At 33.8% G+C, this 25,410-nt stretch carries 31 protein-coding genes and 1 tRNA gene; 26 read left to right on the top strand and 6 right to left on the bottom strand.

Annotation, left to right across the window (positions count from 1 at the left end; genetic code table 11):
* Position 1 precedes the first annotated feature (1 nt).
* From JCM14822_RS05500 to JCM14822_RS05475, 5 genes are all read left to right on the top strand, one after another.
* On the top strand, positions 2–493 hold the full coding sequence (locus tag JCM14822_RS05500; RefSeq protein WP_054740391.1) for a GNAT family N-acetyltransferase: 492 nt from the start codon (positions 2–4) through the stop codon (positions 491–493).
* 571 nt (positions 494–1,064) lie between these two features.
* A complete protein-coding gene (locus JCM14822_RS05490; RefSeq protein ID WP_054740387.1) occupies positions 1,065–1,373 on the top strand; it encodes a hypothetical protein in 309 nt (102 codons plus the stop codon).
* A 263-nt stretch (positions 1,374–1,636) separates the two neighbouring features.
* Entirely contained in the window at positions 1,637–1,990 is a 354-nt protein-coding gene (locus JCM14822_RS05485) for a hypothetical protein (RefSeq protein WP_157047643.1), read from the top strand.
* A gap of 246 nt (positions 1,991–2,236) precedes the next feature.
* Positions 2,237–2,731 (top strand): RNA polymerase sigma factor, encoded by a 495-nt coding sequence (locus JCM14822_RS05480; RefSeq protein WP_054740383.1) that lies wholly within the window; start codon positions 2,237–2,239, stop codon positions 2,729–2,731.
* A complete protein-coding gene (locus JCM14822_RS05475; RefSeq protein ID WP_054740381.1) occupies positions 2,721–3,494 on the top strand; it encodes a zf-HC2 domain-containing protein in 774 nt (257 codons plus the stop codon). The genes JCM14822_RS05480 and JCM14822_RS05475 overlap by 11 nt, the downstream gene beginning before the upstream one ends.
* Before the next feature lie 90 nt (positions 3,495–3,584).
* On the opposite strand, the gene JCM14822_RS24435 is transcribed toward JCM14822_RS05475, so the two are convergent.
* Entirely contained in the window at positions 3,585–3,767 is a 183-nt protein-coding gene (locus JCM14822_RS24435; protein WP_334291645.1) for a hypothetical protein, read from the bottom strand.
* An 11-nt stretch (positions 3,768–3,778) separates the two neighbouring features.
* On the bottom strand, positions 3,779–4,018 hold the full coding sequence (locus JCM14822_RS24430) for an amidase domain-containing protein (protein ID WP_306307296.1): 240 nt from the start codon (positions 4,016–4,018) through the stop codon (positions 3,779–3,781).
* A gap of 211 nt (positions 4,019–4,229) precedes the next feature.
* Between JCM14822_RS24430 and JCM14822_RS05465 the strand changes: the two genes are divergently transcribed.
* From JCM14822_RS05465 to JCM14822_RS05425, 10 genes are all read left to right on the top strand, one after another.
* Positions 4,230–4,302: transfer RNA gene (locus tag JCM14822_RS05465), tRNA-Thr, on the top strand.
* Between the two features lie 469 nt (positions 4,303–4,771).
* Positions 4,772–5,755 (top strand): hypothetical protein, encoded by a 984-nt coding sequence (locus JCM14822_RS05455; RefSeq protein WP_157047642.1) that lies wholly within the window; start codon positions 4,772–4,774, stop codon positions 5,753–5,755.
* 211 nt (positions 5,756–5,966) lie between these two features.
* Positions 5,967–6,836 (top strand): hypothetical protein, encoded by an 870-nt coding sequence (locus tag JCM14822_RS21615; RefSeq protein WP_242861410.1) that lies wholly within the window; start codon positions 5,967–5,969, stop codon positions 6,834–6,836.
* 429 nt (positions 6,837–7,265) lie between these two features.
* Positions 7,266–7,418, top strand: coding sequence for a hypothetical protein (locus tag JCM14822_RS20050; protein ID WP_157047641.1), 153 nt, complete (start codon positions 7,266–7,268; stop codon positions 7,416–7,418).
* A gap of 498 nt (positions 7,419–7,916) precedes the next feature.
* A complete protein-coding gene (locus tag JCM14822_RS05445) occupies positions 7,917–9,563 on the top strand; it encodes a peptide ABC transporter substrate-binding protein (protein WP_054740374.1) in 1,647 nt (548 codons plus the stop codon).
* Positions 9,564–9,664: 101 nt separating this feature from the next.
* On the top strand, positions 9,665–10,123 hold the full coding sequence (locus JCM14822_RS23050; RefSeq protein ID WP_306307294.1) for an ABC transporter permease: 459 nt from the start codon (positions 9,665–9,667) through the stop codon (positions 10,121–10,123).
* On the top strand, positions 10,039–10,647 hold the full coding sequence (locus JCM14822_RS23045; protein ID WP_306307293.1) for an ABC transporter permease: 609 nt from the start codon (positions 10,039–10,041) through the stop codon (positions 10,645–10,647). The genes JCM14822_RS23050 and JCM14822_RS23045 overlap by 85 nt, the downstream gene beginning before the upstream one ends.
* Positions 10,648–10,649: 2 nt before the next feature.
* Positions 10,650–11,579 (top strand): ABC transporter permease, encoded by a 930-nt coding sequence (locus JCM14822_RS05435; RefSeq protein ID WP_054740372.1) that lies wholly within the window; start codon positions 10,650–10,652, stop codon positions 11,577–11,579.
* Between the two features lie 15 nt (positions 11,580–11,594).
* Complete coding sequence (locus JCM14822_RS05430) at positions 11,595–12,599, top strand: ABC transporter ATP-binding protein (RefSeq protein WP_054740370.1); 1,005 nt, start codon at positions 11,595–11,597, stop codon at positions 12,597–12,599.
* Between the two features lie 12 nt (positions 12,600–12,611).
* A complete protein-coding gene (locus tag JCM14822_RS05425) occupies positions 12,612–13,571 on the top strand; it encodes an ABC transporter ATP-binding protein (RefSeq protein WP_054740367.1) in 960 nt (319 codons plus the stop codon).
* 141 nt (positions 13,572–13,712) lie between these two features.
* Here the strand turns inward: JCM14822_RS05425 and JCM14822_RS05420 are convergent, their stop codons facing one another.
* Entirely contained in the window at positions 13,713–14,204 is a 492-nt protein-coding gene (locus tag JCM14822_RS05420; RefSeq protein ID WP_278287180.1) for a transposase, read from the bottom strand.
* 167 nt (positions 14,205–14,371) lie between these two features.
* Here JCM14822_RS05420 and JCM14822_RS05415 point away from each other — a divergent pair, with 167 nt between their 5' ends.
* The 6 genes from JCM14822_RS05415 (at position 14,372) to deoD (ending at position 17,492) form a co-directional block, all read left to right on the top strand.
* Positions 14,372–14,626, top strand: coding sequence for a hypothetical protein (locus JCM14822_RS05415; RefSeq protein WP_054740363.1), 255 nt, complete (start codon positions 14,372–14,374; stop codon positions 14,624–14,626).
* 60 nt (positions 14,627–14,686) lie between these two features.
* Positions 14,687–15,460, top strand: coding sequence for a glycoside hydrolase family 73 protein (locus JCM14822_RS05410; protein ID WP_054740361.1), 774 nt, complete (start codon positions 14,687–14,689; stop codon positions 15,458–15,460).
* Positions 15,461–15,741: 281 nt separating this feature from the next.
* Positions 15,742–16,098, top strand: coding sequence for a hypothetical protein (locus JCM14822_RS21610; protein ID WP_054740360.1), 357 nt, complete (start codon positions 15,742–15,744; stop codon positions 16,096–16,098).
* Positions 16,068–16,235 carry a hypothetical protein gene (locus tag JCM14822_RS21605; RefSeq protein ID WP_242861409.1) on the top strand — a complete coding sequence of 56 codons (168 nt, stop codon included), beginning with the start codon at positions 16,068–16,070 and terminating at the stop codon, positions 16,233–16,235. The genes JCM14822_RS21610 and JCM14822_RS21605 overlap by 31 nt, the downstream gene beginning before the upstream one ends.
* Positions 16,236–16,479: 244 nt before the next feature.
* The gene (locus JCM14822_RS05400) at positions 16,480–16,659 is read left to right on the top strand and encodes a hypothetical protein (RefSeq protein WP_054740358.1); all 180 of its coding nucleotides are present in this window, start codon (positions 16,480–16,482) and stop codon (positions 16,657–16,659) included.
* Between the two features lie 131 nt (positions 16,660–16,790).
* Complete coding sequence (deoD, locus tag JCM14822_RS05395) at positions 16,791–17,492, top strand: purine-nucleoside phosphorylase (protein ID WP_054740355.1); 702 nt, start codon at positions 16,791–16,793, stop codon at positions 17,490–17,492.
* Positions 17,493–17,549: 57 nt separating this feature from the next.
* Here the strand turns inward: deoD and JCM14822_RS05390 are convergent, their stop codons facing one another.
* From JCM14822_RS05390 to JCM14822_RS05385, 3 genes are all read right to left on the bottom strand, one after another.
* A complete protein-coding gene (locus tag JCM14822_RS05390) occupies positions 17,550–18,296 on the bottom strand; it encodes a GGDEF domain-containing protein (protein ID WP_054740353.1) in 747 nt (248 codons plus the stop codon).
* Entirely contained in the window at positions 18,206–18,595 is a 390-nt protein-coding gene (locus JCM14822_RS20040) for a hypothetical protein (RefSeq protein ID WP_157047640.1), read from the bottom strand. The genes JCM14822_RS05390 and JCM14822_RS20040 overlap by 91 nt, the downstream gene beginning before the upstream one ends.
* Before the next feature lie 64 nt (positions 18,596–18,659).
* On the bottom strand, positions 18,660–19,556 hold the full coding sequence (locus tag JCM14822_RS05385; RefSeq protein WP_054740352.1) for a tetratricopeptide repeat protein: 897 nt from the start codon (positions 19,554–19,556) through the stop codon (positions 18,660–18,662).
* 149 nt (positions 19,557–19,705) lie between these two features.
* Between JCM14822_RS05385 and JCM14822_RS05380 the strand changes: the two genes are divergently transcribed.
* The 5 genes from JCM14822_RS05380 (at position 19,706) to JCM14822_RS05365 (ending at position 25,407) form a co-directional block, all read left to right on the top strand.
* Positions 19,706–20,554 (top strand): phosphatase PAP2 family protein, encoded by an 849-nt coding sequence (locus tag JCM14822_RS05380; protein ID WP_054740350.1) that lies wholly within the window; start codon positions 19,706–19,708, stop codon positions 20,552–20,554.
* 74 nt (positions 20,555–20,628) lie between these two features.
* Positions 20,629–20,787 (top strand): DUF1540 domain-containing protein, encoded by a 159-nt coding sequence (locus JCM14822_RS19155; protein ID WP_157047639.1) that lies wholly within the window; start codon positions 20,629–20,631, stop codon positions 20,785–20,787.
* Positions 20,788–21,107: 320 nt separating this feature from the next.
* The gene (locus JCM14822_RS05375; RefSeq protein WP_157047638.1) at positions 21,108–22,364 is read left to right on the top strand and encodes a hypothetical protein; all 1,257 of its coding nucleotides are present in this window, start codon (positions 21,108–21,110) and stop codon (positions 22,362–22,364) included.
* On the top strand, positions 22,349–23,110 hold the full coding sequence (locus JCM14822_RS05370; RefSeq protein ID WP_330377346.1) for a GntR family transcriptional regulator: 762 nt from the start codon (positions 22,349–22,351) through the stop codon (positions 23,108–23,110). The genes JCM14822_RS05375 and JCM14822_RS05370 overlap by 16 nt, the downstream gene beginning before the upstream one ends.
* Before the next feature lie 554 nt (positions 23,111–23,664).
* A complete protein-coding gene (locus JCM14822_RS05365; protein WP_054740346.1) occupies positions 23,665–25,407 on the top strand; it encodes an ATP-dependent metallopeptidase FtsH/Yme1/Tma family protein in 1,743 nt (580 codons plus the stop codon).
* The last annotated feature ends 3 nt before the right edge of the window (positions 25,408–25,410 follow it).

Below are 25,410 nucleotides of genomic sequence, written 5' to 3'. Positions count from 1 at the left end.
AATGAATATTAGACATGCAACTCAAAATGATTTAGCGGCTCTTGCGGTTATAGAGGCAGCATCTTATCCGAGTGCGGAGGGTGCTTCAAAAGAAAGTATTAAAGAACGAATTGAGCATTTCTCGGATTGTTTTTGGATTTTGGAAGATGAAAATAAGGAAATAGTTTCTTTTATTAATGGAATGCTTACTGACAAGGAGAATCTTATTGATGAGATGTATGAAAATCCATTGATGCATGATAAAAATGGTAAATGGTTGATGATTTTCTCAGTAGTTACAGATCCTAAATATCGTGGCAAAGGTTATGCGAGTAGGGTGATGAAACGTGTCATCGAGGATATGCAGATGGAAGATAGGACTGGCATTGTATTGACATGTAAAGAAAAGCTGATTGGTTTTTATGGGCAATTTGGATTTAAGAATGAGGGGATATCTGTTTCAACACATGGAGATGTGGTTTGGTATCAAATGCGATTAAAAATGCAAGAGTAATAAAGCATGTACAGAAATTAGGAATAAATATATATAAGTTTAGCTGGTTGTTATATGTAAATATTTAAGGAAGGAGCACAGATAGATTTAATAGGCTTGGCAGATTTGGCAGTTAAACAGTCTACTTGGCTGGATACATTGAAGGTGTTGGTGGAATTGATAGATGAAAGTAGTAACTTTAAGATATTACTTTCTCATAGACCGGAAATGTTCGATATATATGTAAATAGTCAGGTGGATTTGGTGTTTATAGGATATGTTCATGAGGACAAGTGAGACTGCCGTTTATAGGTGGATTAGTTGCAACGAATTAAGGGCTTTTTCCTAAGTTAATAGAAGGCATACATATAAGTGGTGGGACATCTATGGTGATTAGTAGAGGTTTAGGAAATAGCATTATTCCACTACGATTATTGAATAGACCAGAGAGTATTGTAGTGACATTATCAAAGTAGTTAGTTATTGGTTGAAAAAACAAGGGATTTGCATATATTGTGAATATCGTGTATTATTGTTAATTGGATATATAGTTATTGTGTTTGATGCATGGATAGACACAATGGGAGGCAGCATGAACTACAAAATAATTAAAAATATATTGTTTGGGGCAACCGTTACAGGGTTAATTGGTAGTAATATATATTTTATGAATGAAAGTAAAAAGCCAATGTATAATATTGGTATTGGTATGCCGGTAACGGAGGAATGTACGAATCTAGAGCCTAGTGTAAAAAGTAAAGAGGATGCCCATCTAATTGAGATGGCCCTTATTAAAGCCCATTCTATCGAACAGCCGGAAATAAGCAAACATTTGTCTGATGCAACGATGTGGTTAAATGATTGGAAATTGGGTGTATGCTATAGTGTGGTAGATGTATGATTTGAGGACACTAAAGCGATATTTACATTAGGTGGTAGAGGCAGTGAGGCAATTTATAAAGAAACAGTAGGCGGCTTTGGAGATGATGTTTAAAATATACGACATCAGTTAGCAAGTAAAATGGATAGTATCGCAAAAAATGTGATACTATCATTTTTTATATTTAGTTTGAAAATAGTGGGTATATGAAGGATAATAGAGTTATAAAAAGTGGGAGAGTTATGAATTTAAAAATATATTTTCATATGAAAAGAGGGGGAACTATGAAAAAATTAGCGGGAGTAGTGAGTTGTATAGTATGTTTAATGTTTTCAGGATGTAGTGGGAATAGTGTGAGTGTGCTTTGCCCAGATAATGAGACGATGCGAAATCGGTTAGAGGAACAGGGGTATGAAGTAATTGTAACAGAGCCCGTAGAAGAGGGGACTACAGGTACATATCTATCAGCTATAAAAGGGGATGATTATATTGAATTTTATTGGCTTGAAGATGCAGATGATGTAGAAAATATCTCAGATGAGTTGAAGGCGAGACATAATGATTATAGTGAACTTAATAGCATGGAAGACGAATTGGTGAGGATTCCTATGTTTTTTGCAGTACATCAGATGCTATGAAATCAGCTGGAATAGGTGTGAAGCATAATGAGTGGGAGTATGGCAAGAAATAGCATCAATTATGCTAATTTTGTATCCTCTTTCTTTGATATTTATGAAAATAGTTTTAAGTAATAAGAGATTAACAAGCATGCTCTTGGTGATGCCAAGGGCTTTTTTGTATGGATAAGCTTAAAATAAAATTTTTATAAATGCTGTAACGAATGGTCAGGTCATGCGTTTCATAAGTATAGGAGGTGAAAAAAGTTGAAGGAGATAGAGGAAATGTACCGTAGTTATGCAGTGCCTGTGCAGCGTTATATCTTATCTTTATGTGGCAATGAGAGTTTGGCGGAGGATATTACTGCGGATACATTTTATAAGGCCATGAAAAACATAGATCATTTTACAGAAGGCAAACTGCTCACATGGCTTTGTGCCATTGCAAAAAATACATATTTAGATTACGTGAAAAAGAAGGAAAATGCCAATGTGTCTATTTCAGAAGAAATGGAGGAGCAGTTTACAAGTGACCATGATAATGTAGAAGATCGGTATGTAAGAAAAGATGAAAGGCTTCAGTTATACCGCATGATTTATAAATTAGAGCCAGAGCAAAAAGAAGTGGTGTATCTGAGGATTTTTGGAGAACTTTCTTTTAAGGAGATTGGTGAGATATTGGGGAAAAGTGAAAATTGGGCGAGAGTAAATTTTTATCGTAGCAAAAATAGATTAAAGGAGTGGATTGAAAATGAAAAATGAATTATCATGTGCAATCGTTAGAGATTTATTACCTAGTTATATCGATGAATTAGCAAGTACTGAAACTGTAGAAGCTGTGGAAAGCCATTTAAAACAATGCAGGGCATGTCAGCTGACTTATGAAGGGATGAAAGAAGGCAAAGAGGACTATGAAAGGGCAGTGCATAGTCAAAAGACAAATACTTATGTAGAAGCAGAAAAGCAGTTATTAAAAAAAATTAATCATAAGGTTAATAAAAAGGTGAAAAAGGCAGTGGCAGCAGGAATTATAGGTATTGTAGGCACTATAGGTATCATGCAAATACTATTTAATATGCCTTTAAAAACGCTGCCGGTTCATGAGGTCACTGTCAAAGCTTCAGTATATCCTTTAAAAGAAATTGTTACAGGGAAAGAGAAATATGATTCAGTGCATATCTCAAAAGGGGAAGAAGGCGATAAGGTAGAGTACTATAGTATCGATATTCCTGATATGCCAAATAGTAGTGCATCTGTTTCAAAGGAGATGGTAGAAGAGGGTGATTATGTTTCTTATATTACAATGGAAGCACCTTATCTTTTAACAGATGTGGATTGGGGATTTGAAACTATAGATGGTAAGCAGATTATGTATGTAAAAAGTTTTAAAACCACTTTACTAGGCAATAAGGCAGCTAGTCAAAATATGATTATGCCAATATTGCAATTCAAAAAGATTGATCGGATTATTTATACAGGGGAAGCCGGTACACAAGAAATTTTGTGGCAAAATGAAGCTAAATAAATTATCAGATTATGCCCTAATCTTCATGTCTAGTAACTGGAGATTAGGGCATAATTTATAATGAATTATTATCATGGTTTGAAAATAATGTTAAACTCTGGCGCCTTCTATGTGTAAAAATCGGGCTTGATGAAATTTATAAGCAGCAAGTGGCTTAGAATAGACATCTACAGAATGAGTGGCAATAAATATTTCATTATAAGTAAAGTTACCTGTAGAAAGGACAAAGAGGCTGTGGTAAAAACGATTAGAAGCATCTCCAAGCTGAACAATATCCCCAGGTACTAGCTCAGTAATATTGACCTTACTGGCAAAGGGACCTGCCTTTTATTGCTAGTTAAGAATCTAAAGAGAAAGTTCACACTAGTCCAAGCCGGTGCCCGATTATACATACTGCTATAGTACCAACCAAGATCCTTGGTATAATTCATCATACCACATCCAGCATACAAGCATTGAGAGATAAAGTTGGTACAATCCCCACCAATGCCATTAAAATTGCCAAAGGCCGGATTACGTTTCATAGCCCACTTAGTGGCATAAGCTAAGGCTTTATCACGATTATAATTGTTGGTATAAGTAGAACTCATGCGCCACCTCTTTCTATGCAACTTATCATGTTTATACATATGCATCGTCTTTAGAAAATATATATCACAATACAATCAAAAATTCATAAATTCACATAAAAGACTTGAAAAATAAATAAAAAAATCCTATAATAAAAGATATAGTGCTGGCATAACTCAGTTGGTAGAGTAGCTCATTCGTAATGAGCAAGTCGCGGGTTCGAGTCCCGCTTCCAGCTTTTATAAAAAGTTTATGGGGATAAATCTAGAAGAGAAAATAGATTTACAGTATAGTTTACAGTGAAATATTAGTGAGTATAAGAGAACTTAAGTGTAGCCTTTACATTTAAGTTCTTTGTTATTTAACGGAAGAAGTGGGTGAATAGGAGATGTTTAATAATTTTAGATTTAATAGTAAAGATTTATGTCTATGTAATAGTGGGAAAACATATTTTAAATGTTGTGTAAAAAAGCAGGATAGAGAGTTAAAAAATGAAAAACAAAAATCATCTCAACGAAATTGCAGATTATTTCAGATAGTATATGGGAGTTTATTCACTATGTATTAGATGGTTTTGTAGTTATTTATTTAGGACTTATCTTGCGTTCTGTTATTAGTAACTTAGAAAATGAGGGGGTTTATTCGATTCATTTATTAGTAGCCCTTGCAATTGTCATTTATTTAATGACAATTGGTGTAAGGTTTTCTTGCAGCCAGTGAAGTTTCATATTACCAATAGCAGCCGTAAGAAGCGTATAGAAGGGGCTATGATTTATGCCCTTAGTGCCGTTCATGGCACAGTGACACTTTTAATTGCCGTATCTATTCCGGTTTTAGTGAATCATCCAGAGATGCGTTTTTTAAGACAAGAAATGATTTTAGTTGTAAGCATTATTATTTTACTCAGCATCATTGTACCAAGTATTGCCTTTCATATGATGCTGCCGAAGAAACAAAAGCGTATCTCACCAGAAGTATTTGAAGAAGTAAAAAAAGAAGTGATTTACTATGCCATCTTTGAACTTGAACGTACTTATGGGAAGAAGGATGAGAATGTAAGAGCAGTAACAAATATTTTAAGAAAGCAGCTAGCTTATCTTAAAAAGTCTCACTTTAACTCTGTGCCTCGTGATGAAATTGAAAAATTACTTATGAAAGCTACAGAAATTGAGTTGCAAGCAGTTGAAAAATTAGTTCAAGAAAGGAAAATTTCAAGGTACAATGGGAGATTTTATCAAACTTATATCATACATACCAATAAAAATGATATCATTGCCAAGCTGATTCACCTCCGCTTATCATTTATTCACTTTAAAATGGAGAGAAATATTGGTAAGAATTCAAATAAACAATTAGAAGACAAATATCAAATTTTAAAAGACTTGAAAATTGCCAAACATTATGATTGTAATGCGGTTTTAGATTATTTTAAAGAAGAAATGAATAATGAGAATTATGAAGTTGTTGCTTTCGTGAAGAAGTATTATAAGAAGAAAAATGGAAATGAAATTAATGAGTTTAATACAGATAGTAAAAAAGCCATTAAGAAGTACATTTCTAAGGCATTTCGAATACAACATATTTTCATTCAAGACCAAATTGAAAGGGGCTTAATCTCACCAGCTTTAGGTGATGAGTTAATCGAAAGTTTATCGTATGATGAAATGATTTATTATAAGTCTTTAGACTAAGTCTATGGCGTAAATATAAAGAATAAGCTGCTGTGAAATAATAAGTTTTGAAGCAGCTTATTTTATAGGTATACTTAAATATGACAAAAATTGCTAAAAGTCTATGGTATAATGAGGGCATAAAATTTAGGCTTAATATATAAGGAGAGGATGGCATGATTGGGGGAGTGTATTAATCATCTTATTGTGTTTATATATTGCCAAGCATATTGTGCCAATAGACTATTATAAAGATATAGGAAGATATATTAAGCGGCATAAAAAATATGATATACTCATTATTTTAGGACTAGGCACATTAATTACTAATTGGCGATATATATATATAATTAGTGAGAAACTAAAGGAGGCGGATAGTCGCAACTATCTTTTTGGTATACCCATCATTTATATTGTTTTGTGTATACTGCTTTATACAGGGGAAAAGAAACGTATCACGCCTATAGAGATTAAAAAGTGTTATTACATATTCGTATTAATCATTGATGTATGTATTATTAACTGTGTTGATTTTAAAACTTTTCATGTCAATAATTTCTTTGGGGTACCAGATGAATTGTTTATTAGTGGCCTTATAAGCATTATTGTATTTGTGGCGGCTTTGATTTTGGATTTATTGATTTTATCCGGAGCAGCTATTAAAGAAATTAACTTTGCAGGGGCTACTTTTGTAAAAGAGGACATCAAAAAAAACATTGAGGAAAATGCTAGTAATGTACAAGTACTTATCGAAAAGATTGATGCAGAACATGAAATCTTACAGCGCTTTGAAGAGTATATGAGAAGTATGCAAGTGGTGGAAAAATTGCAGAATGCCTTTGAGACTTTTGATTGGGGCGAAGAATTTAAAATGTTAGCTCAGTATTATTGTGAGGTGCAGAAAAAGCAGATTACAGCAGAATGCATTGAGCTGGGAGAAAGTACAAATTTAAGAAAAGAGCTTTTAATACGTTATGATCTTTCTAATATGTTGTGTGAAAGGGTATGCAGAAGTATAATGGGCAATAAATCTTTTTTATCCCAGGAGGTGAACAGTTCTTATTTGTACCTTATGAAACCACTTACTGTGTGGATAAAATGATTATTGTTTTAAGAGGCAGACAGGATATATTTGAAATCGAGCAGCGTTTCATTTTAAATATTTTTAAGCGATTTGAAGATTACATTATACCAGTAATAGCGGAATTGCCTGAAGAATAAAATAATTATTGTGTTGAGCTTTAAATGGTATTATTATATAAGCATACAGGAGGTGACACTTATGAAGGAGAACAAGGAAACTAGAAGATTGGCAATTGAAAAAGCTAAAGAAGCTCAAAAAATGGGGGCGTGGGGATTAAAACAGCTGGTTTAACAAATAAACATGATCCAATAGTAAGTGCGTCTAATAGAACAAATAGAATTCTAAGAAGTATATAGAATAAAAATATAAGAGATAAATCGAAACAGTATACTTTTTGTAAAGTAAGGCATACTATAATAATATCAGTGCCTATAGGATGGTATTATTATGAAGTTATCTAGAAATGAAGTGATTCAATTAGCGAAAAGCCTTAAGGTTAAGGGTGGGGTAGGCACTAAGTTTGTGGCACTATCAGGCTTAAAGAATGATGCCTTATATCAGACATTACGACAAGGCGAAAAGTTAATGAAAAATATATAATTGCTAACATAAGTAAATAATTAAGTAGATAGACAAGACAAAAAGTGCAAGATATAGAAGGTATATCTTGCACTTTTTTTATGTTATCACGTTAATATATTTAATGGGTAGATATAAACAAATAGGATACAAATAAGTAGTTGAATGTATTTATAAGAGGGAAATGATGATTGAAAATAAAAAAATTAAAATAAAAAACTTATATAGTACATAAATTTACTCATATATATAGAAATAATTTAAATAAAATATTATATAAAATAGACAATAAAAAGGAAAGTGAAGTTAAATTTGTGCATGAGACAAAAACGGTTGTTTTAAAATGGAAAACAACTGTTTTTAATTTGAAGTTAAATTTGGTTAAATAAAATAGTTTAATTATGTTGACAAATGACAAATAATTATATATTATTCCATATATAGCAGCGGCCTGTGGCATAAATTGCACATATTTTGTAGAATTTATGTCATAAAGGAAGAAATATGGGAGGGGAACTTATGAAAACTAGATTAACACGTTTACTTAGCGTACTGTTACTTGGCACAATGGCACTTACAGGTTGTGGCAGCAACGGCGCAGGAGCAGGAACAAATGAAACAGCAGTATCAGCGAATGCTGGTGACTTAAAAATTGCAAAATTAATCTCTGGTGGTGAACCTGGTTCATTACATCCAGCTTTATCACAAGGAACTCATGAGTCAATTATCTTAGATCATATTTTCGAAGGACTTATGAAGAGAGATGAAAATTCAGAAACAGTATACGGTATGGCAGAAAGCCACACAGTAAGTGAAGATGGACTTACATATACATTTAAAATTCGTCCAGATGTAAAATGGTCAAATGGTGACCCAGTAACAGCTAAAGACTTTGAAGTAGCTTGGAAATATGTACTTGATCCTGATACAGGTTCTAACTATGCTTTCCAACTTTATTACTTAGAAGGTGCTGAGGAATACAATACTGGTAAAGGATCAGTAGATGAAGTAGGGGTTAAAGCATTAGATGATACAACATTAGAAGTTAAACTTAAATTACCAACAAGTTACTTCTTACAATTATGTGCATTCTATACATACTACCCAGTTAACTCAAAACTTCAAGAAGAACAAGGTTCAGAGTGGTCACACAATGGTGATACATTCGTAAGTAATGGACCATTTAGCGTGAAAGCATGGAACCATGATGAAAGCGTAGAACTCGTTAAAAATGAAGAATACTACAATAAAGATGCTGTGAAACTTGATGGTGTAACATTCTACATTTCAGAAGACTTAAATACACAATGGCAAATGTATCAAAATGGTGAAATTGACATCAACTACGATTTACCAGCAGACGTATTAGGACAATTAAATGCACAAAACGATCCAGAACTTAAAATCGTACCAGAGCTTGCAAATTACTTCTATCGTTTTAATACACAAGAAAAACCATTTAATAATGTAAAAGTACGTAAAGCATTATCTATGGCAGTTGATCGTCAACTTATCATTGATGAAGTTACACAAGGTGGACAAATTCCAGCATATGCAGTTGTACCAGGAAATATCCCAGATGCAGATGAAACAGTTGATTTTAGAGAAAATGGTGGTGACTTTATTAAAGAAGATGTAGAAGAGGCTCAAAAACTTTTAGCTGAAGGTCTTGCTGAAGAAGGTATGAGCAGCTTAGACTTCACAATTCTTTACAACACACATGAAAATCATAAAAAAGTAGCTGAAGCGATTCAACAAATGTGGAATGAAAACCTTGGTGTAAATGTATCTCTTGAAAACGTAGAAATGAAAGTTAAAGTAGATAGAGAACATAAATTAGATTATGACGTATCAAGAGCAGGATGGGTTGGTGACTATATTGACCCTAATACATTCTTAGATATGTATACATCTTGGAGCTCTCAAAATGATACAGGTTGGACATCAGACAAATATGATGAACTCATTACAAAAGCAAGTGCTGAAATCGATCCAGTAGCTCGTATGGGTTACTTACATGAAGCGGAAGCATTAATTATGGAAGATATGCCTATCATGCCACTTTACTTCTATACAAGAGGTATTACAACAAAACCATACTTAACAGGTGTGACAAAAGCAATCAATCGTGACGTAAGCTTAATTTATGCAGATATTAACCAATAATGATTAATTGAATGATAAGTTTGTAGTAAGTTGCTGTTAAATTTAATAGGCAACTTATTGCAGTTACGGATACGTGTGGAGAAGAGACGAGGAGGTTATTTATGCTTGGATTTATATTAAAGCGCATAGGGTTAGGAATCATTACATTATGGGCGATTATTACAATTACATTTTTAATTATGCATAACATTCCTGGTGATCCGTTTGCCAGTGAAGGGAAAATGACACAATCAGTTTATGATAACTTAATGGCACACTATAATTTAGATAAACCATTAGGTGAACAATATTTAATCTATTTAGATAATGTAGCACATTTAGATTTAGGACCATCTATTACAAGTAAAACAAGAACAGTTAATGATTATATTGGTGAGAACTTCCCAGTATCAGCACAACTTGGGATTGTAACCTTTATATTTGCCCTTGTGATTGGGATTTTATTAGGTGTAGTTGCAGCCCTTAAACGTAATCAGTGGCCAGATACTTATGTACAATCATTGCTATTATCGGGATTTCTATACCAAGTTTTATCTTATCTACATTACTTATTGATGTGATTGCACTTAAATGGAAACTTGTACCAACATCAGGTTGGGGGAGTCTTAAAAATGCTCTTTTACCAGCTTTAGCTATGAGTATGATGCCTATTGCACATATTGCCAGAATGATGAGAAGTACAATGTCAGAAGTACTTGGACAAGATTACATTCGTACAGCGAAAGCAAAAGGTTTATCACAAAGCAAAATTATTAGAAGACATGCCCTTCGTAATGCATTAATCCCAGTTATTACAGTAGTGGGAACAACATTTGCAAACATTGTAGTAGGAAGTTTCGTTGTAGAAAATATTTTTAGAATCCCTGGGATTGGAAAATACTTTGTGCAATCTATTACAAATAGGGATTATCCAGTTATTTTAGGAACAACTATTTTCTATAGTGTGATTTTAATTAGTGTTTATATTATCGTAGATATTTTATACGTAGTCGTAGACCCTCGTATTCAATTAGTATCAGGTTCTAAAAAAAGCTGGTTTAAAAAGAAAAAAGCAGAAGAACAAGTTAGTGATTGGGGGATTTAAGCATGCATGAAGAATTTGAATTAACAGCAGACTTATTTGAACGTGTGGAAACAGACCTCAAAGAAGCAGAAGCTATTAAAAGACCTAGTTTAACATATTGGAAAGATGCATGGCGTCGTTTAAAAGAAAATAAATTAGCCATGTTTGGACTGACACTTATTGTAGTGCTTATATTACTTGCAATCTTTGCACCTATTTTAAGTCAGTATTCTTATGAAACACAATCTCTTAAAGAACGTAATTTAAAACCAAGTGCAGTCCACTGGTTTGGAACAGACAGCTTAGGCCGTGATCTCTGGACTAGAGCATGGTACGGTGCACGTATTTCCTTAACAGTAGGTTTCGTAGCTACAGCTATTCAGTTTATAATTGGTGCCATCTATGGTGGGATTTCTGGGAGCGTTGGTGGATGGATAGATAGTTTAATGATGCGTATAGCAGAAATCTTCTACAGTATTCCATATATGCTTATTGTAATCTTAATGATGGTTGTATTAGATCCAGGTTTAGTACCTATGATCATTGCATTGGTAGCCACAGGTTGGATTGGAATGGCTAGACTCGTTAGAGGACAAGTACTCCAACTCAAAGAACAAGATTATGTTAAAGCTTCAGAAGCTTTAGGCGGTGGTATGCTTTGGAAACTTAGAAAACACCTTATCCCAAATACAATGGGACCTATCTTAGTTGATTTAACATTATCCGTACCAAGTGCGATTTTCGCAGAAGCGACACTTAGTTTCTTGGGACTTGGTATTTCAGCGCCTATGGCAAGTTGGGGATCTATGGCAAATGATGCTTTAACAGGACTCTTCACAGGATGCGGCTATCAACTCTTATTCCCAGCTTTACTCATTTCATTAACCATGTTTGGCTTTAATGTATTTGGAGATGGCTTAAGAGATGCATTAGATCCACAGTTAAGAAAGTAAGCGGAGGTAGAGGATATGACAGCAGAAACATTATTAAAAGTAGATAATTTAAAAGTTTCTTTTAAAACATATGCTGGGGAAGTACAATCTGTGCGTGGCATTAACTTTGAAGTGAAAAAAGGTGAATGTTTAGGAATTGTAGGTGAAAGTGGCTGTGGTAAAAGTGTTACTTCACAAGCTATCATGCAGCTTTTAAAAACACCTCCTGCTATGTATAAAGAAGGCAACATTGTCTTTGAAGGGGAAGACCTTTTAAAGAAATCAGAAAAAGAGATGCAAAAAGTACGTGGCAATAGTATCAGTATGATTTTCCAAGATCCTATGACATCTCTTAACCCTACACAAAAAATCGGAAAACAAATCGCAGAAGTTTTAAGAGAACATAAAAATATTAGTAAAGCAGAAGCTTATGCAGAAGCTGAAAAAATGCTAGAACTTGTGTCTATGCCAGAACCTAAAAAGAGAATGAATCAATATCCACATGAATTCTCAGGTGGGATGAGACAACGTGCTATGATAGCTATGGCCCTTGCCTGCCGTCCTAAACTCATCATTGCCGATGAGCCAACTACAGCGCTTGATGTAACTGTTCAAGCACAAATCTTAGAGTTACTTCAAAAAGTGCAAAAAGAAATCGGTATGTCAATCATTATGATTACACATGACTTAGGTGTAGTGGCTAAAATGTGTGACCGTGTAGCTGTAATGTATGCAGGGCAAATCGTAGAACAAGGCTCAGTAGAGGCTATCTTCAATCGCCCATCGCATCCATATACAAAAGGACTTTTAAGTGCTGTACCTAGTATGGAAATGGATCGCAGCAAAGCCCTTACTACTATTCCTGGTACACCTCCAGATTTATTTGCACCACCAGCAGGATGCGGTTTCTATGCAAGATGCAATAAAGCGATGAAAGTCTGTCAGAATCATATGCCACAAATGCAAATGATTGATGGAGAACTCACATCAGCATGTTGGCTTAATCATCCTATGTGCCCAGCACAAAATAGAAATGACTAGGGGGGAAGTACAATGGCACAACAAGAAGTATTATTAAAAGTTGAAAACGTTAAAAAACATTTTAATGTAGGCGGCGGCACACTGAAAGCAGTGGATGGCTTAAGCTTTGATTTATATAAAGGAGAAACTTTAGGACTTGTAGGCGAAAGTGGTTGTGGTAAATCAACTGCTGGACGTGCAGTACTTCGGTTATATGAACCAACAGAAGGCAAAGTAACTTTCGATGGGGTAGATGTATATAGTTTACCTAAGAAAAAGTTAAAAGAACTTCGTAAACAAATGCAAATTGTATTCCAAGATCCTTATGCTTCATTAAATCCGAGAATGACAGTAGAAGATATCATTGGAGAAGCCTTAGATATTCATAAGCTTGCTAAAGGCCCAGCCCGTCATAAACGAATTGTAGAATTACTTAACCTTGTAGGTTTAAGTGAAGAACATGCTTCTAGATTCCCGCATGAATTTAGTGGTGGGCAAAGACAACGTGTCGGTATCGCCAGAGCTTTAGCTGTAGAACCTAAGTTTATCGTATGTGATGAACCAATTTCTGCCCTAGACGTTTCAATTCAAGCCCAAGTTGTGAACTTACTTAAACAATTACAAAATGAAATGGGACTTACATATTTATTCATTGCTCACGATTTATCAATGGTAAAATATATCTCAGATAGAATCTTAGTAATGTATCTAGGACAAATGATGGAGCTTGCTGAAAGTGAAGAACTTAATGATAATCCATTACATCCGTATACACAATTCCTCTTATCAGCTGTACCTATTCCAGATCCAGGCGTTGAGAAAAATAGAGACAGAATTCGTGTAGAAGGTGAGATTCCAAGTCCAATTGATCCACCTAACCTCTGTCCATTCTGCACAAGATGTCCTAAAGTACATGATAAATGTAAACAGTCAAGACCAGAGTGGAAAGAAGTGAAACCAAATCATTATATAGCTTGTCATTTATTTGACTAAGCGGTTTTTAAATGGAGCTATACCTAGTATTTAGGTATAGCTTATTTTTGTAGAACAAATGTAAAAGGTTATAAACTATATTCATAATATTAAGATGATGCATTATGATAGAAAAAGAATATCATAGTCGTTAACTTAAGACTAAGTTTTTCCGGTAACAATTAGTTGTTCTAGATAACACTCTATTTTAGAATAGGTGGTTTGTCTTAAACGTTTTTCATGCAAAGCCAACCTTCCTATCCTTTGAATTAAGTTAGAAAACGTCTCGTAAGTATGTAGTGTGATTCTTTTTAGTGTATAGAATTGAGATAAGTCTACAAGTAGTAATGCATAAAATCTTTGCATACTTACGCCTCTCCCCTGATTCTTAAGCATGGTTTGATCTATACCATCATAAAGTGGCATTGTAAGTAATGCTCCTAGAAGTTTCCCATAAAGAATTGCTTCTATATATTTAGTTTTACCTACATGCATTTTATCTAGGGAAAGGGTGCTTTTTACAACCTTAAAAAGAAGTTCTATTTGCCATCTTATACGATAAAGCTCTGTAATAATAGATGTATTAAGGATTTCTTTGATGATGTTAGTAATCATAAGATTCCAATGTAAAAGCTGACGCTTATGTGAGTCAATATCTTCACCATTTTTATTGAATTTATTACTGGAAAATTTTATTTATAAGTTAACGCTTATGCCAACAAGCTATAAAGGAAAAGATGTGTGTCAGATTGTGATGAATTTAAAAACGCTTCAAGGAAAAGTGATAGATGTTAATAGAAAAGTGCAATTAGCAGTTGATTGTGAAGCAATATTACACAAACAGTTTATTATTAACTTTAGAATTTGTAGATAGTAGTGAAAATTTAAAACATGATTATTCAATTGTAGTTGTTACAAAAGATGGTAAAAAATTATTACATAAAAAGGCTGCTGGTATTTCAAAGGATCATACAACCTTCGTATATAATATTTTTGATGTAAAAGAGCAAATTCAAAAGATTATAATTGGTGGCGAGGATATTAAAATAAATAAAATATGGGACAGCCTGAAATGAACCAACATATAGTATAGTGAGGTCATTTATTTGACCACAATACTATATGGAGGGTGAAAAATGGCATATACGAGAGCGCAGTTTATCAAGATTGTTGCACCAATAGCTAAAGCAGATAGTGAGAAGTCTCATATATTAGCAAGCCTTACAATTGCTCAAGCCATACTAGAAAGTGCAGATGGCAACAGTACTTTGGCTACAGAGGGGAAAGCTTTATTTGGCATTAAGGCATCTAGTGGTTGGCGGGGTAAAGTGTGGACAGGAAGAACTGTGGAATATTATGATGAAAATCGGACAGTTATTACAGCTGGATTTAGAGCATATGATAGCTGGAAAGAAAGCATAGAAGATCATAGCAAGTTTTTAACGAGCAAGAGCCACTATGCAAAAGTAGTAGGAGAAAAGGATTATAAAAAGGCTTGTCTTTATATTTATGAAGCAGGTTATGCTACAGACCCTAACTATACTCAAAAACTCATCAGCCTTATTGAAGCCAATGATTTGACCAAGTATGATACCACGGAGGAAGTAGAATATACAAACACTATTGACGAACTGTTATTTAAAGCTGTAAGTACTATCATTAAATCAGGCGTTTCTTTAGAATTTAATAGATGGAAGCATAAAGATTTAATGATTCTCAAAAATGTACCAGCACTTGTTTGTAGGTTGACAAGGAAAAAGACATATGAGGAAGCCATTAATAGACTTGTGGAGCAACAAATCATTACGCAAAGGAGCTTATGGGATAAGAAAACTTATAAGCGTGAACATATACGTGCGCTTCTAATTAAGTATGCAGCTTATCTCACAGCGCAGAAGAAAGAAAGTTAATCATTATATTTATAATAAAAAAGCCAATCGTTTAAGCAGGATATCTTGGGGAGTGCCGCTTAAACGATTGGCTTTTTGTTGTGACAGGTTAACTGAGGTTAGTCAGCTTTGTGCGTTATAAATAACGCATGTCACGGTTGTGTACGTTAGAATATTTGTTGGAATATTTGTTGGAATATTTGTTTATGAAACTTTGTTTGATAAAAATTTAAGGTAATTTTATGTTTAAATGTTCTTGCGAACATTTGTTCGGTTTACTATATTAATATAGCATATATAATTTGAAAGTTCAAGGGTTTTTTTTAAAAATTAAAAATGCTGTAATTTACTTTGTTGAAATAGGCATACTTCAGGCGATAAAACAAATACTAAAGAAAAATATATTTCGAGAAGGAGAACATATGGCGAAACCTGGATACTTTGTAATTGTGTCGCATTGTTTATTAAACCCTGCTATAAGGGTTCATGTTGATGTATTAGGATGTAGATTTACATTAGCAGCGAAAGTATGTGAGTATTTATTGGATAAAAATATAGGTGTGATTCAATTGCTGTGCCCAGAGTTTACTGCAATGGGATATTGGCACAATTCACAAGGCAGCCCAACATGCAATTCACTGGGGGCAAACATAAGCTGAATCGTTATAAAACAGAATCCATGGAAGAAGCCCAAATTAAAGAAAGTATGAAGTCCGAGCGCATCGTAGCATTTTTTAATGCATTAGATGATTTGTTAGGTATTCCAAAAGCTTACTGTGAAGATTATACGAAGTAAAATAAAAAGGTTGTTTAAATAGAAAAGAAGACATCATGTTTTCCATGATGCCTTCTTTTTGAGTATTGCATTTGCACATTGAAAAGGATGAAATGTATTGTTAGTAAGATGATAAACTATTATTAATGATTTGTCAATAATAATGATAATTGATATCAAGTATATTTTCAAGAGGGGGGCATAAACAAACTAGGTAAATAATATATTTAATATAAAATAATTCTCATTATGGAGGGTAAAAATTATGGCAAAAAGTAAGAGAGGCAAAGCTTTAAAACGAGATGGATACGGTAGAGGCACTTGTCCGGTATGTCATAGGCCTAGGGTGAAATTGGGATGGGAAGTTAAGAAGGGTACGACTAAGATAAAAGTTTGTAAAATCTGTAATGCGCACATCTTAAATAGTAAAGAAACAGTAAGCTGAAAATTATATTTCAATCTTAGCAAGATATGGTATAATTAAAAAAAGCGTTCTGATCATTTCATAACTATAGAAAAAAAGGACATGATATATACATAGAAGCTTTGAAACATTAGAGTCTAGGAGGAACAACTATGTCAACACCACATAATGCAGCAAAACCAGGTGATATTGCAGAAACAGTCTTATTACCAGGAGACCCATTAAGAGCGAAATTTATTGCAGATAATTTCTTAGAAGATGTTGTACAATATAATACAGTAAGAAATATGTTTGGTTATACAGGAACATACAAAGGAAAAAGAATTTCTGTTCAAGGAACAGGAATGGGGATGCCATCAATCGGGATTTATTCACATGAATTAATCCATGTTTATGGATGTAAAAACCTTATCCGTATTGGTTCAGCAGGAAGTATGAGCGCAGATCTTCCACTTCGTCATATTGTATTTGGTATGGGGGCATGTACTAACTCGAACTATGCTGTACAATATAACTTACCAGGAACATTTGCAGCGACAGCTAGTTATGAACTTTTAGAAAAAGCAGTAGAAAAAGCTAAAGAAGTAGGAGTACCTTACCGTGTAGGTAACATCCTTTCTTCAGATATCTTCTACAATGCAGATAAAACAACCACTGAAAGATGGTCAAAAATGGGTGTTCTTGCAGTAGAAATGGAAGCAGCAGCACTTTACATGGAAGCAGCAGCTGCTGGTGTAAATGCTTTAGCAATGGTAACAATTTCTGATAACCTTATCACAGGTGAAGAAACAACAGCTGAAGAAAGACAAAATACATTTACACAAATGATGGAAATCGCATTACAACTCGCATAATTATAAGAGATTTGTATAAAGAAGGTGCCGTAGATTTTACGGCACCTTCTTTATAATTTAATTGATTTTATTGAAATGAATACGATTGCGGCCTAAGTCCTTGCAAATATAAAGATTTGAATCGGCTCGGTTGATGGCTTCTTTTAGGGTAAGGACTTCATTATATTTAATATAAGCACCTAAGCTGGCGGTGACGGAGGTAACGATATCATCATCGATAATAGGCGTTTGTTCAATGGTATAGCGAATAGATTCAAGACACGTTTCTACACTAGTAGGGTTTGTAAAATCTTTGAAGAAGATGATAATTTCTTCACCACCATAACGGGCTGCAATATCTATAGGACGTATATTATCTTTAATGATTTGAATAACTTTTTTTAAAACAATATCACCAAAGAGGTGGCCATAAGTATCATTGACTTTTTTGAAACGGTCAATATCAATCATGGCAATTGTATAGTTTTGTGTATCAATGTCTTTATAAGTGCTGAGTGTATCAAAGAAATAACGTTTATTAAAAATACCTGTTAAACCATCTAAATTGGCAGTTTCACGGATTTTATTATAAAGCAGATTATTTTCAATGGAGACACTAATATGGGATGCTAATGAAGATAAAAGAATGGTATGCTGGGCTGAAAAATAGTTTTTTTCTTCATGGGCAATAATAATAAAACCTAATAGTCTTTTTTTGAGAGTAATTGGTACACCTAAGCATGAAAAGACAGGAGGTGTCTCTTTAACAGCCTCATAAATAGGTGTTTCATTATTGATAATAAAGGGTTCTTCTTGATGACGCATAATGAGATCTTTCTCAGCCTCAATAGATGGAAAAGAGAATGTAGAAGGTGTGGCAGAGAGATAATCCCCATTTTTTTTAGATATATGGTAGCATATTTTGCGCCAAAGACTCCAATGAGTGTATCAGCGATTAAAGGATAAAAGTCTTCGGTTTTGATATATTGATTCACATATTGGCTAACGGCCAGTAGGTTAGTAAATACATTAAGTTTTTCTTCTAAGGTGGTAATTCTAGTGGAAAGATTGGCAATAGTTTGTTCTGTGAAATATTGATATTTCTCAAATGCTGCGTTATCCATATAACTCCTCCTTGTAAAGTTGAGTAGGTTATTATTTTTAATAAATTAATTATAAAAAATGTTTTTAGAGGAGTGCTCTAAGTTTCTTTTTTGCATGATATGTATATTTGTAATATAAAAAATAACGATGATGTTTTTTGTAGATATAAGATAGGTTGAAATAAGTTTGTAAATCATCAGGAAAAGCCTTATGAAGTGATTTATAAATAGCAATGGCTTCTTCATAATGTTTGAAACGAGTATGGCATTCTGCTAAATCCATTAAATAATGTTTGTTATTAGGTGCGAGTTCATTGGCTTTTTCAAGGGCTTTTTGTGCTTCTAAGTATTGAGCTTGTTCCATCAAAATAAGTCCTAGATTATGATAAGCTAAGGCATTTTCAGGTTCTAAAGCTATGAATTCCATATAAGTTAAACGTGCTTTGATAAGGTTACCTAACATATGATAAGAATAAGCTTTGAGATAAATAATATCTGGTGAAAAAACTTTAGTTTTATGAATGAGTTCACAATAGCTAATACAAAGTTTGTGATGATCTTGGATGCTAGCTTTTTGAGCTAAATGCGTTAAGGATTTACGTGGATGATATAATAAGTCTTTATATTCAAGTGCAAGACAATAAGGCAAGTGGATACTTTCTAAAAGAAGTGTTAAGCGGGCTAAATCAAGGTCGTGTATTTTTTGATAATAATCTATAAAGCGGCAGACCAAATATAAAGATGCATTTTTAAATAAATATTCTAATTGAGTTATAATAAATTGGCTACAACGTTCTGTAAGATTTAAAGTATAAAGCAATTTCATCTTTTGATAAATATAAAAAGGTGCGTTGTCGCTAATAATAATAGCTGTATCCATAGATTGAATAGCTTCTTCGGTATTTCCATTGCAAGTAAAGTCTAGAGATTTTTTAAAATAGATTTGTGGTAAAAAATCTCTAGAAATAATAGAGTCTTCCATGCTAGACCTCCTTATCAAAAAAAATGAATTGAAAGATTTTTCAAATAAATATATTAATATTGTAATCCAAAAAGGAATCTTGTACAATATTAATAGGAAAAAAAAGTAAATAAATGATGGAAAAAAGCAGTTAAATTTAAGGAGATTTTATGCAGACACAAATTCAAATATTACAATTCTTAGAAAGTATTCGTGTGGAGCCAATTACTTCTTTGATGATTGTGATTACAATGATGGCAGAAACACTGTTTCTCTCAATTATTACCATGATTTTATATTGGTGTGTTGATAAAGAAAGAAGTAAACGGCTTAGTTTTATGATTTTTTTCAGTACAGGGGTAAATGGTATTGTTAAAAATATTATTAAAATGTCAAGGCCATTTCAAGTTGGTGTCGTTTCACCTATTCGTGCCCATACAGCAACCGGTTATTCATTCCCAAGTGGGCATACACAAGCAACTACAAGCTTTTGGGTAAGCAGTATGATTATCCTAAGGAAGAAGCCGGTAGTGATTTTAGGGAGTATTTTCATTGCCCTTACAGGGATTTCAAGAATGTATCTAGGGGTTCATTGGCCAATGGATGTGGTGGGTGCTTTAGTATTTGGGATTGCTAGTGTTTTAGTAGCTAATAGTCTCATTGATGAGAAGGGTAAGATTACAAGATGGAATGTCATAGGTTCAAGTATAGCATTTATCATCATGCTTATTTTAGATATAGATGGTGATTTATATAAGACAGTGGCAAGTATATGGGGATTTGCATTAGGCGCATTTATTGAGCAGGAGTATATTGAGTTTAAACCAGTACAACCAAGATGTATTCAAATCGTTAAAGTGGTGTTTGGACTTGTCGTAGTATTTGTAATTCAAATAGGTTTAAAAAAGATGTTCCCAGCCTATAAAGTTTTTCATATGATTCGTTATGCACTTGTGATGCTTTGGATCACAGCAGGTGCCCCATATTGCTTTAAAGAGTTTTTAAAACAAGAAGAATAAAAGAAGGATGCTCCGTTTAAACTAATACATACAACGAAGAAAGTTTAACTTGTATGATAAAAGGAGTAATTCAAATGATGAATATGAGTATTCATTGTGATGTAACGGAATGTAAATATCACGATAAGACTGAGAAATACTGTACACTTAATGCGATAAGTATACAGCATGAAAAAAATAAAGATGGAACTTACAAAGGAGAAGCAGATTGTGCTTCTTACGAGAGAGAGTAACTCAAATGGCCGGCGGCTGCCTTTAGACACGCCTAGCTACACATTATGTAATCTGTGCTGTACTAAACTTTTACTAAGTGCAGCAACAGATTACTCCACAGGTAGACTAGTCGTTTCTAGAGGCAGCCACCCTCATTTTCGATAAAGAAAAAAGTTAATGTTTCCATCATGATAAATGATGCGATTGGCATACATAGCAGAGTTAGAAATATATATAGTGTATAAGGAGCTATCCACTAAGTTGATGTGGGGAGCTTTTTTTATGGGGTAGTCTAAAGTGTGTGGGGGGGACATATGATATAGGAATAGGGGGTGAAGGTATGAAAGACTTGGGAAACAAGATTATTACGCGGGTATTATATGCGATTATTATTGTGTTTTTTATTGAGATTATACAAACTGGTTATCATTATTATAAAGGGCCTATATGGGCGGCGGAAAATTATGTGAAGGCTGTGGAGAAGGGGGAGTATGAAAGGGCGTATAAAAGTTTAAGTTATGACAGTTTAAATCAGGATGTAGACGCGCAGAAAATGATTGCTTATTATGGGCAAACTTATAAGAAACTGCTTCAAGCACAGTTAGTAGGAAAGGTGCAGTTTAAGGGGAGTAATAAAGCAGTATGTAAGGCAGTTTATACATATGGCAATAAAAATGAAGAGGTGCAGCTAGAACTTGTAAGAAGCCAAAAAAGGTGGGAAATTATTAATCCTTTTAAAAGTGAAAGTATTACTATTTATGCGCCATCAATGGCCAAGGTATATATTAATGGTCAAAGGCTTACAGATAGGCAGGATGGTAAGTTTGTGGGCAGTGGTTTCTTGCCAGGAGAGTATGTATTACAAGTTATTATGCCAAAGAAAGAATACAAGAACTATACACAAATGCTTAAGGTGCCAGAACAAAAGGAAGTTATAGTGCCTTATGATATGATGAGTGTTAGTGTCAAAACCGTAAGGGGAATGGAGGTAAGCTTAGACCGGCTGAGTAAAAAGGTAAATAAGTCCAAGGTAACCTTTGGAGACCTTTTGCCAGGAGAATATACATTATGTATCAAAAGCCCTTATAAGGTTATAACACCTATTATAGAGCAGGTGACTATTGATAATAAAAGTTGTAATTTAAACTTTGAAGAGTTAACACTTTCAGAAGAAGGTGAGGAGAAGTGGCATACCTTTATTGAGGACTTTTACAAGGATTATTTAAAAGGAATTAAGTTGAAGGAGGATACAATAGTAGCTAATTATTTTGAAGCAAGAATGAGAAATGAGCAAAGGAAGTTGTATAATGATTGGTTTATTGCTAATAAAGATGTACAAGATGCCAATATGCATATTGAAGCCAACTTTGGAAAGGTAAAAGCAAATGGTTGTTTACAAAGTGAAGTGGTAGAAGTTATTGAGCTAACCAATTTAGAAGAAGTAGAAGGCAGTAAAGAGAATAGAGTTTATCGCTTGGTACTTAAATGGGATATGGCAATCAATGTAGTAAGTGAAAGGTGGCAGATTATAAATCGAACGTTAAAAGAGAGCATTGTGGCATACAAAAGTGAAGAAGGTAAATGGATTCAATATTAAGAGAAGTGCAAAATGGTATTGAATGTTTTAGAAAAGTTGGTAAAATATATTGTATACCATTATACATAGCTCATATGAGCGAGGAGGAAAATGTGATCTACGAATCTGATAGTATAGACAAATCGTCATTAAGAGAAAGAGTATTTCAGACGATTAGACAGTCAATATTAAACGGTAAATATAAATCAGGAGATACATTAAGAGAATCTGCTATTGCAAATGAACTTAATGTGAGTCGTACACCTGTAAGAGAAGCGATTAGACAATTGCAATTAGAAGGATTAGTGCATTCCATTCCAAATAAAGAAACAGTAGTTTGTGGAATTACAGAAGAAGATGTACAGGACATTTTCATGGTAAGAGGAAAACTGGAAGGCATAGCTGGCAGATTGGCAGCAGAACGTATTACCGAGGAAGAATTAGAAAAGATGGAAGAGATATTAGAGCTTACTGAATTTTATGCAAGTAAGGGAGATATCACAAAACTTGAAAATCTAGACCATACTTTCCATGATGTGATTTATAATGCAACAAAGAGTAAGATTATCAAACAGGTATTATCTGATTTCCACATGTATATTCAACAAGCTAGGAAGAAATCTATGGCCACACCAGGGCGTGTAAGTTTACTCATTGAAGAACATCGTGGGATTTATGAAGCTATTAAAAATAGAGATGGCGACAAGGCAGAAGAGCTCATTAATGCGCATTTAAAAAAGGTTATAAATAATATCCACTTGTCATAAGACATGGATATTATTTATAACCTTTTATTGTTATAAAAGATTAAGTGCCAAAAGTACAGAAGAGACGACAAGAATAGTCACAATACATGAAAATAGGTAATTATGCGTATGAAGTGGAAATTAAATTGTGGAAAATGTAGAAAAAAGAAAAATTATTCCTGAAAGTGGAAGACGAATTAATGAAAAAGATAGATAAACATATAAGATAGAGTATTTATATGTAATAAATGCATAAATAGGGTAGATGATTTTGAAAATTATATAAAAAAGGTGAAAATAGATTGAAAAGTTAAGGCAAATTTACTTCTAAGGTGTTGTTATAATATATTTGTAACTTCCCCCAGATGTTACAGCAAATATTTAATTATTTGCTACCCCTAGAATAAAATACCTTCTCTCAAGGAGAAAGACTTGGCGTCTTTCTCTGTTTTTTTTGTGAATATCGACAAATTTCCATTGAACTACTAATGAAATTATAAAGTACAGACCGTATAATAGGTTCAACACATACCCCCTACACCTAATAAGTGGAAAGGGCATTAGGAGGTAGTTTAATGAAACAAAAGAAAAACATCAAAAAATATATATTGGTGGGCCTTTTATGCGGCCTCGTAGCATGTGGAAGCGTTTTGGTTGCAAGACATAAAGCTGTAAATAAAGTGAGCTACACCCAATTTTTAAGAGATATTCAAAATGAGCAAGTTGAAAAAGTAGAACTTAGTAATGCTTCCACATTGAAATTTAAATTGAAAAATAGTGATACTGTTTATACAACGGATAATCCTAGAAAAGAAACTCTGAAGGAAGCCTTGCTTTTAAATAATATAAATGTAGTAGAAAAAGCACAAAGTGATACATCCATGATTCAATATATCATTAGCATAAGTTTAATGATTGCCATGTTTATTGCAATTTTTAATATGGTGAAAAAACAAAACAATAGCCGTGGTAAAATGAGCATTGGTGATAAAAAAGTAGCACCTCATGCACTTAAACACGGTTTTGATGATATTGCTGGTAATGAAGAAGCCAAAGAGCAAGTGGCTGAGCTTATTGATTTTATGAAAGAACCAGAAAAGTACGCTAAAATGGGTGCACGTATGCCAAAAGGTTTCATCCTTTATGGGCCTCCAGGGACAGGTAAAACATTACTTGCTAAGGCTATTGCCAAAGAAGCAGGTGTAAGCTTCTTCTCTGTAAGTGGTTCAGACTTTATGCAAATGTATGTAGGTGTCGGTGCAAGCCGTGTGAGGGAGCTTTTTAAAACAGCACGTAAAGAAGGAAAAGCGGTTATTTTCATTGATGAGATTGATGCCATCGGTAAAAAACGTAGCAGTGGCAGCATGCAAGGCAATGATGAAAAGGATCAAACATTAAATGCACTTTTAACAGAGATGTCAGGATTCAAAGATGATGAGGGAATCGTAGTCATTGCAGCGACAAATAGATTAGATACTTTAGATGATGCCCTTCTTCGTCCAGGACGTTTTGATAGACATATTGAGGTAGGATACCCTGATTTTAAAGCGAGAGAACAAATTATCAAGCTACACCTTAAAAACAAACCTCTTTCAGATGATGTAGAAGTAGCAAATATTGCGAAACAAACAGTATATTTCACAGGGGCAATGCTCGAGAATCTTTTAAATGAAGCAGCTATTTATGCTGTTTCAACTGGTAAGCCATGCATTGACCAAAAAGCTATTGATACTGCTTTTTATACAGTGGTAGCTGGGAAAGAAAAGAAAGACCGCAGTGGTATTAGTGAAATGGATCAGCGTATTACAGCTTATCATGAAGCAGGACATGCGTTAGTAACTAAACTGATTGCACCTGAAAATAGTGTGACTAAGGTAACTATTATTCCAAGTACAAAAGGCTTTGGCGGATTTAGTATGAATATCCCTAAAGACAAAATGTATATGAATAAAACAGAGCTTTTAAATAGTATTAAAATCAGCTTAGCAGGACGTGCAGCTGAAGAGATTATTTTTGGTAAAAATCTGATTACAACAGGGGCAAGTAACGATATTGAAAAAGCAAGTGAGTCTATGCGAAATATCTTATTGAGATATGGGATGGATACATCTTATGGCCTTGTAAACTTAAATGTTTTAACAGGGAAACAAACAGTAGAAGATGAAGCCTTCATTACACGCAGTGTGAAGTATATGGGAGACCTTTATGAAGAAACAAAGGCTTTAATCATTGCACATCAAGACAAACTTGAAGCCCTTGCAGAAAGCTTAATTGAAAAAGAAACATTAAATGAACAAGAAATAGCTAGCTTCTTTTAGAAG

It is taken from the genome of Cellulosilyticum ruminicola JCM 14822 (assembly GCF_001311925.1).
Taxonomy (GTDB): Bacteria; Bacillota; Clostridia; order Lachnospirales; family Cellulosilyticaceae; genus Cellulosilyticum; species Cellulosilyticum ruminicola.
Note: the sequence above shows the minus strand (reverse complement) of the source record. Positions and strands in the feature narration are given on the sequence as shown.

Coding starts and splice junctions, on each gene's coding strand:
- JCM14822_RS05500 (WP_054740391.1), top strand. CDS start 2: ATGAATATTAGACATGCAACTCAAAATGATTTAGCGGCTCTTGCGGTT.
- JCM14822_RS05490 (WP_054740387.1), top strand. CDS start 1,065: ATGAACTACAAAATAATTAAAAATATATTGTTTGGGGCAACCGTTACA.
- JCM14822_RS05485 (WP_157047643.1), top strand. CDS start 1,637: ATGAAAAAATTAGCGGGAGTAGTGAGTTGTATAGTATGTTTAATGTTT.
- JCM14822_RS05475 (WP_054740381.1), top strand. CDS start 2,721: ATGAAAAATGAATTATCATGTGCAATCGTTAGAGATTTATTACCTAGT.
- JCM14822_RS24430 (WP_306307296.1), bottom strand. CDS start 4,018: ATGAAACGTAATCCGGCCTTTGGCAATTTTAATGGCATTGGTGGGGAT.
- JCM14822_RS20050 (WP_157047641.1), top strand. CDS start 7,266: ATGAAGTTATCTAGAAATGAAGTGATTCAATTAGCGAAAAGCCTTAAG.
- JCM14822_RS05445 (WP_054740374.1), top strand. CDS start 7,917: ATGAAAACTAGATTAACACGTTTACTTAGCGTACTGTTACTTGGCACA.
- JCM14822_RS23050 (WP_306307294.1), top strand. CDS start 9,665: ATGCTTGGATTTATATTAAAGCGCATAGGGTTAGGAATCATTACATTA.
- JCM14822_RS05435 (WP_054740372.1), top strand. CDS start 10,650: ATGCATGAAGAATTTGAATTAACAGCAGACTTATTTGAACGTGTGGAA.
- JCM14822_RS05430 (WP_054740370.1), top strand. CDS start 11,595: ATGACAGCAGAAACATTATTAAAAGTAGATAATTTAAAAGTTTCTTTT.
- JCM14822_RS05425 (WP_054740367.1), top strand. CDS start 12,612: ATGGCACAACAAGAAGTATTATTAAAAGTTGAAAACGTTAAAAAACAT.
- JCM14822_RS05410 (WP_054740361.1), top strand. CDS start 14,687: ATGGCATATACGAGAGCGCAGTTTATCAAGATTGTTGCACCAATAGCT.
- JCM14822_RS21605 (WP_242861409.1), top strand. CDS start 16,068: ATGCAATTCACTGGGGGCAAACATAAGCTGAATCGTTATAAAACAGAA.
- JCM14822_RS05400 (WP_054740358.1), top strand. CDS start 16,480: ATGGCAAAAAGTAAGAGAGGCAAAGCTTTAAAACGAGATGGATACGGT.
- deoD (WP_054740355.1), top strand. CDS start 16,791: ATGTCAACACCACATAATGCAGCAAAACCAGGTGATATTGCAGAAACA.
- JCM14822_RS05390 (WP_054740353.1), bottom strand. CDS start 18,296: ATGCGTCATCAAGAAGAACCCTTTATTATCAATAATGAAACACCTATT.
- JCM14822_RS20040 (WP_157047640.1), bottom strand. CDS start 18,595: ATGGATAACGCAGCATTTGAGAAATATCAATATTTCACAGAACAAACT.
- JCM14822_RS05385 (WP_054740352.1), bottom strand. CDS start 19,556: ATGGAAGACTCTATTATTTCTAGAGATTTTTTACCACAAATCTATTTT.
- JCM14822_RS05380 (WP_054740350.1), top strand. CDS start 19,706: ATGCAGACACAAATTCAAATATTACAATTCTTAGAAAGTATTCGTGTG.
- JCM14822_RS19155 (WP_157047639.1), top strand. CDS start 20,629: ATGATGAATATGAGTATTCATTGTGATGTAACGGAATGTAAATATCAC.
- JCM14822_RS05375 (WP_157047638.1), top strand. CDS start 21,108: ATGAAAGACTTGGGAAACAAGATTATTACGCGGGTATTATATGCGATT.
- JCM14822_RS05370 (WP_330377346.1), top strand. CDS start 22,349: ATGGATTCAATATTAAGAGAAGTGCAAAATGGTATTGAATGTTTTAGA.
- JCM14822_RS05365 (WP_054740346.1), top strand. CDS start 23,665: ATGAAACAAAAGAAAAACATCAAAAAATATATATTGGTGGGCCTTTTA.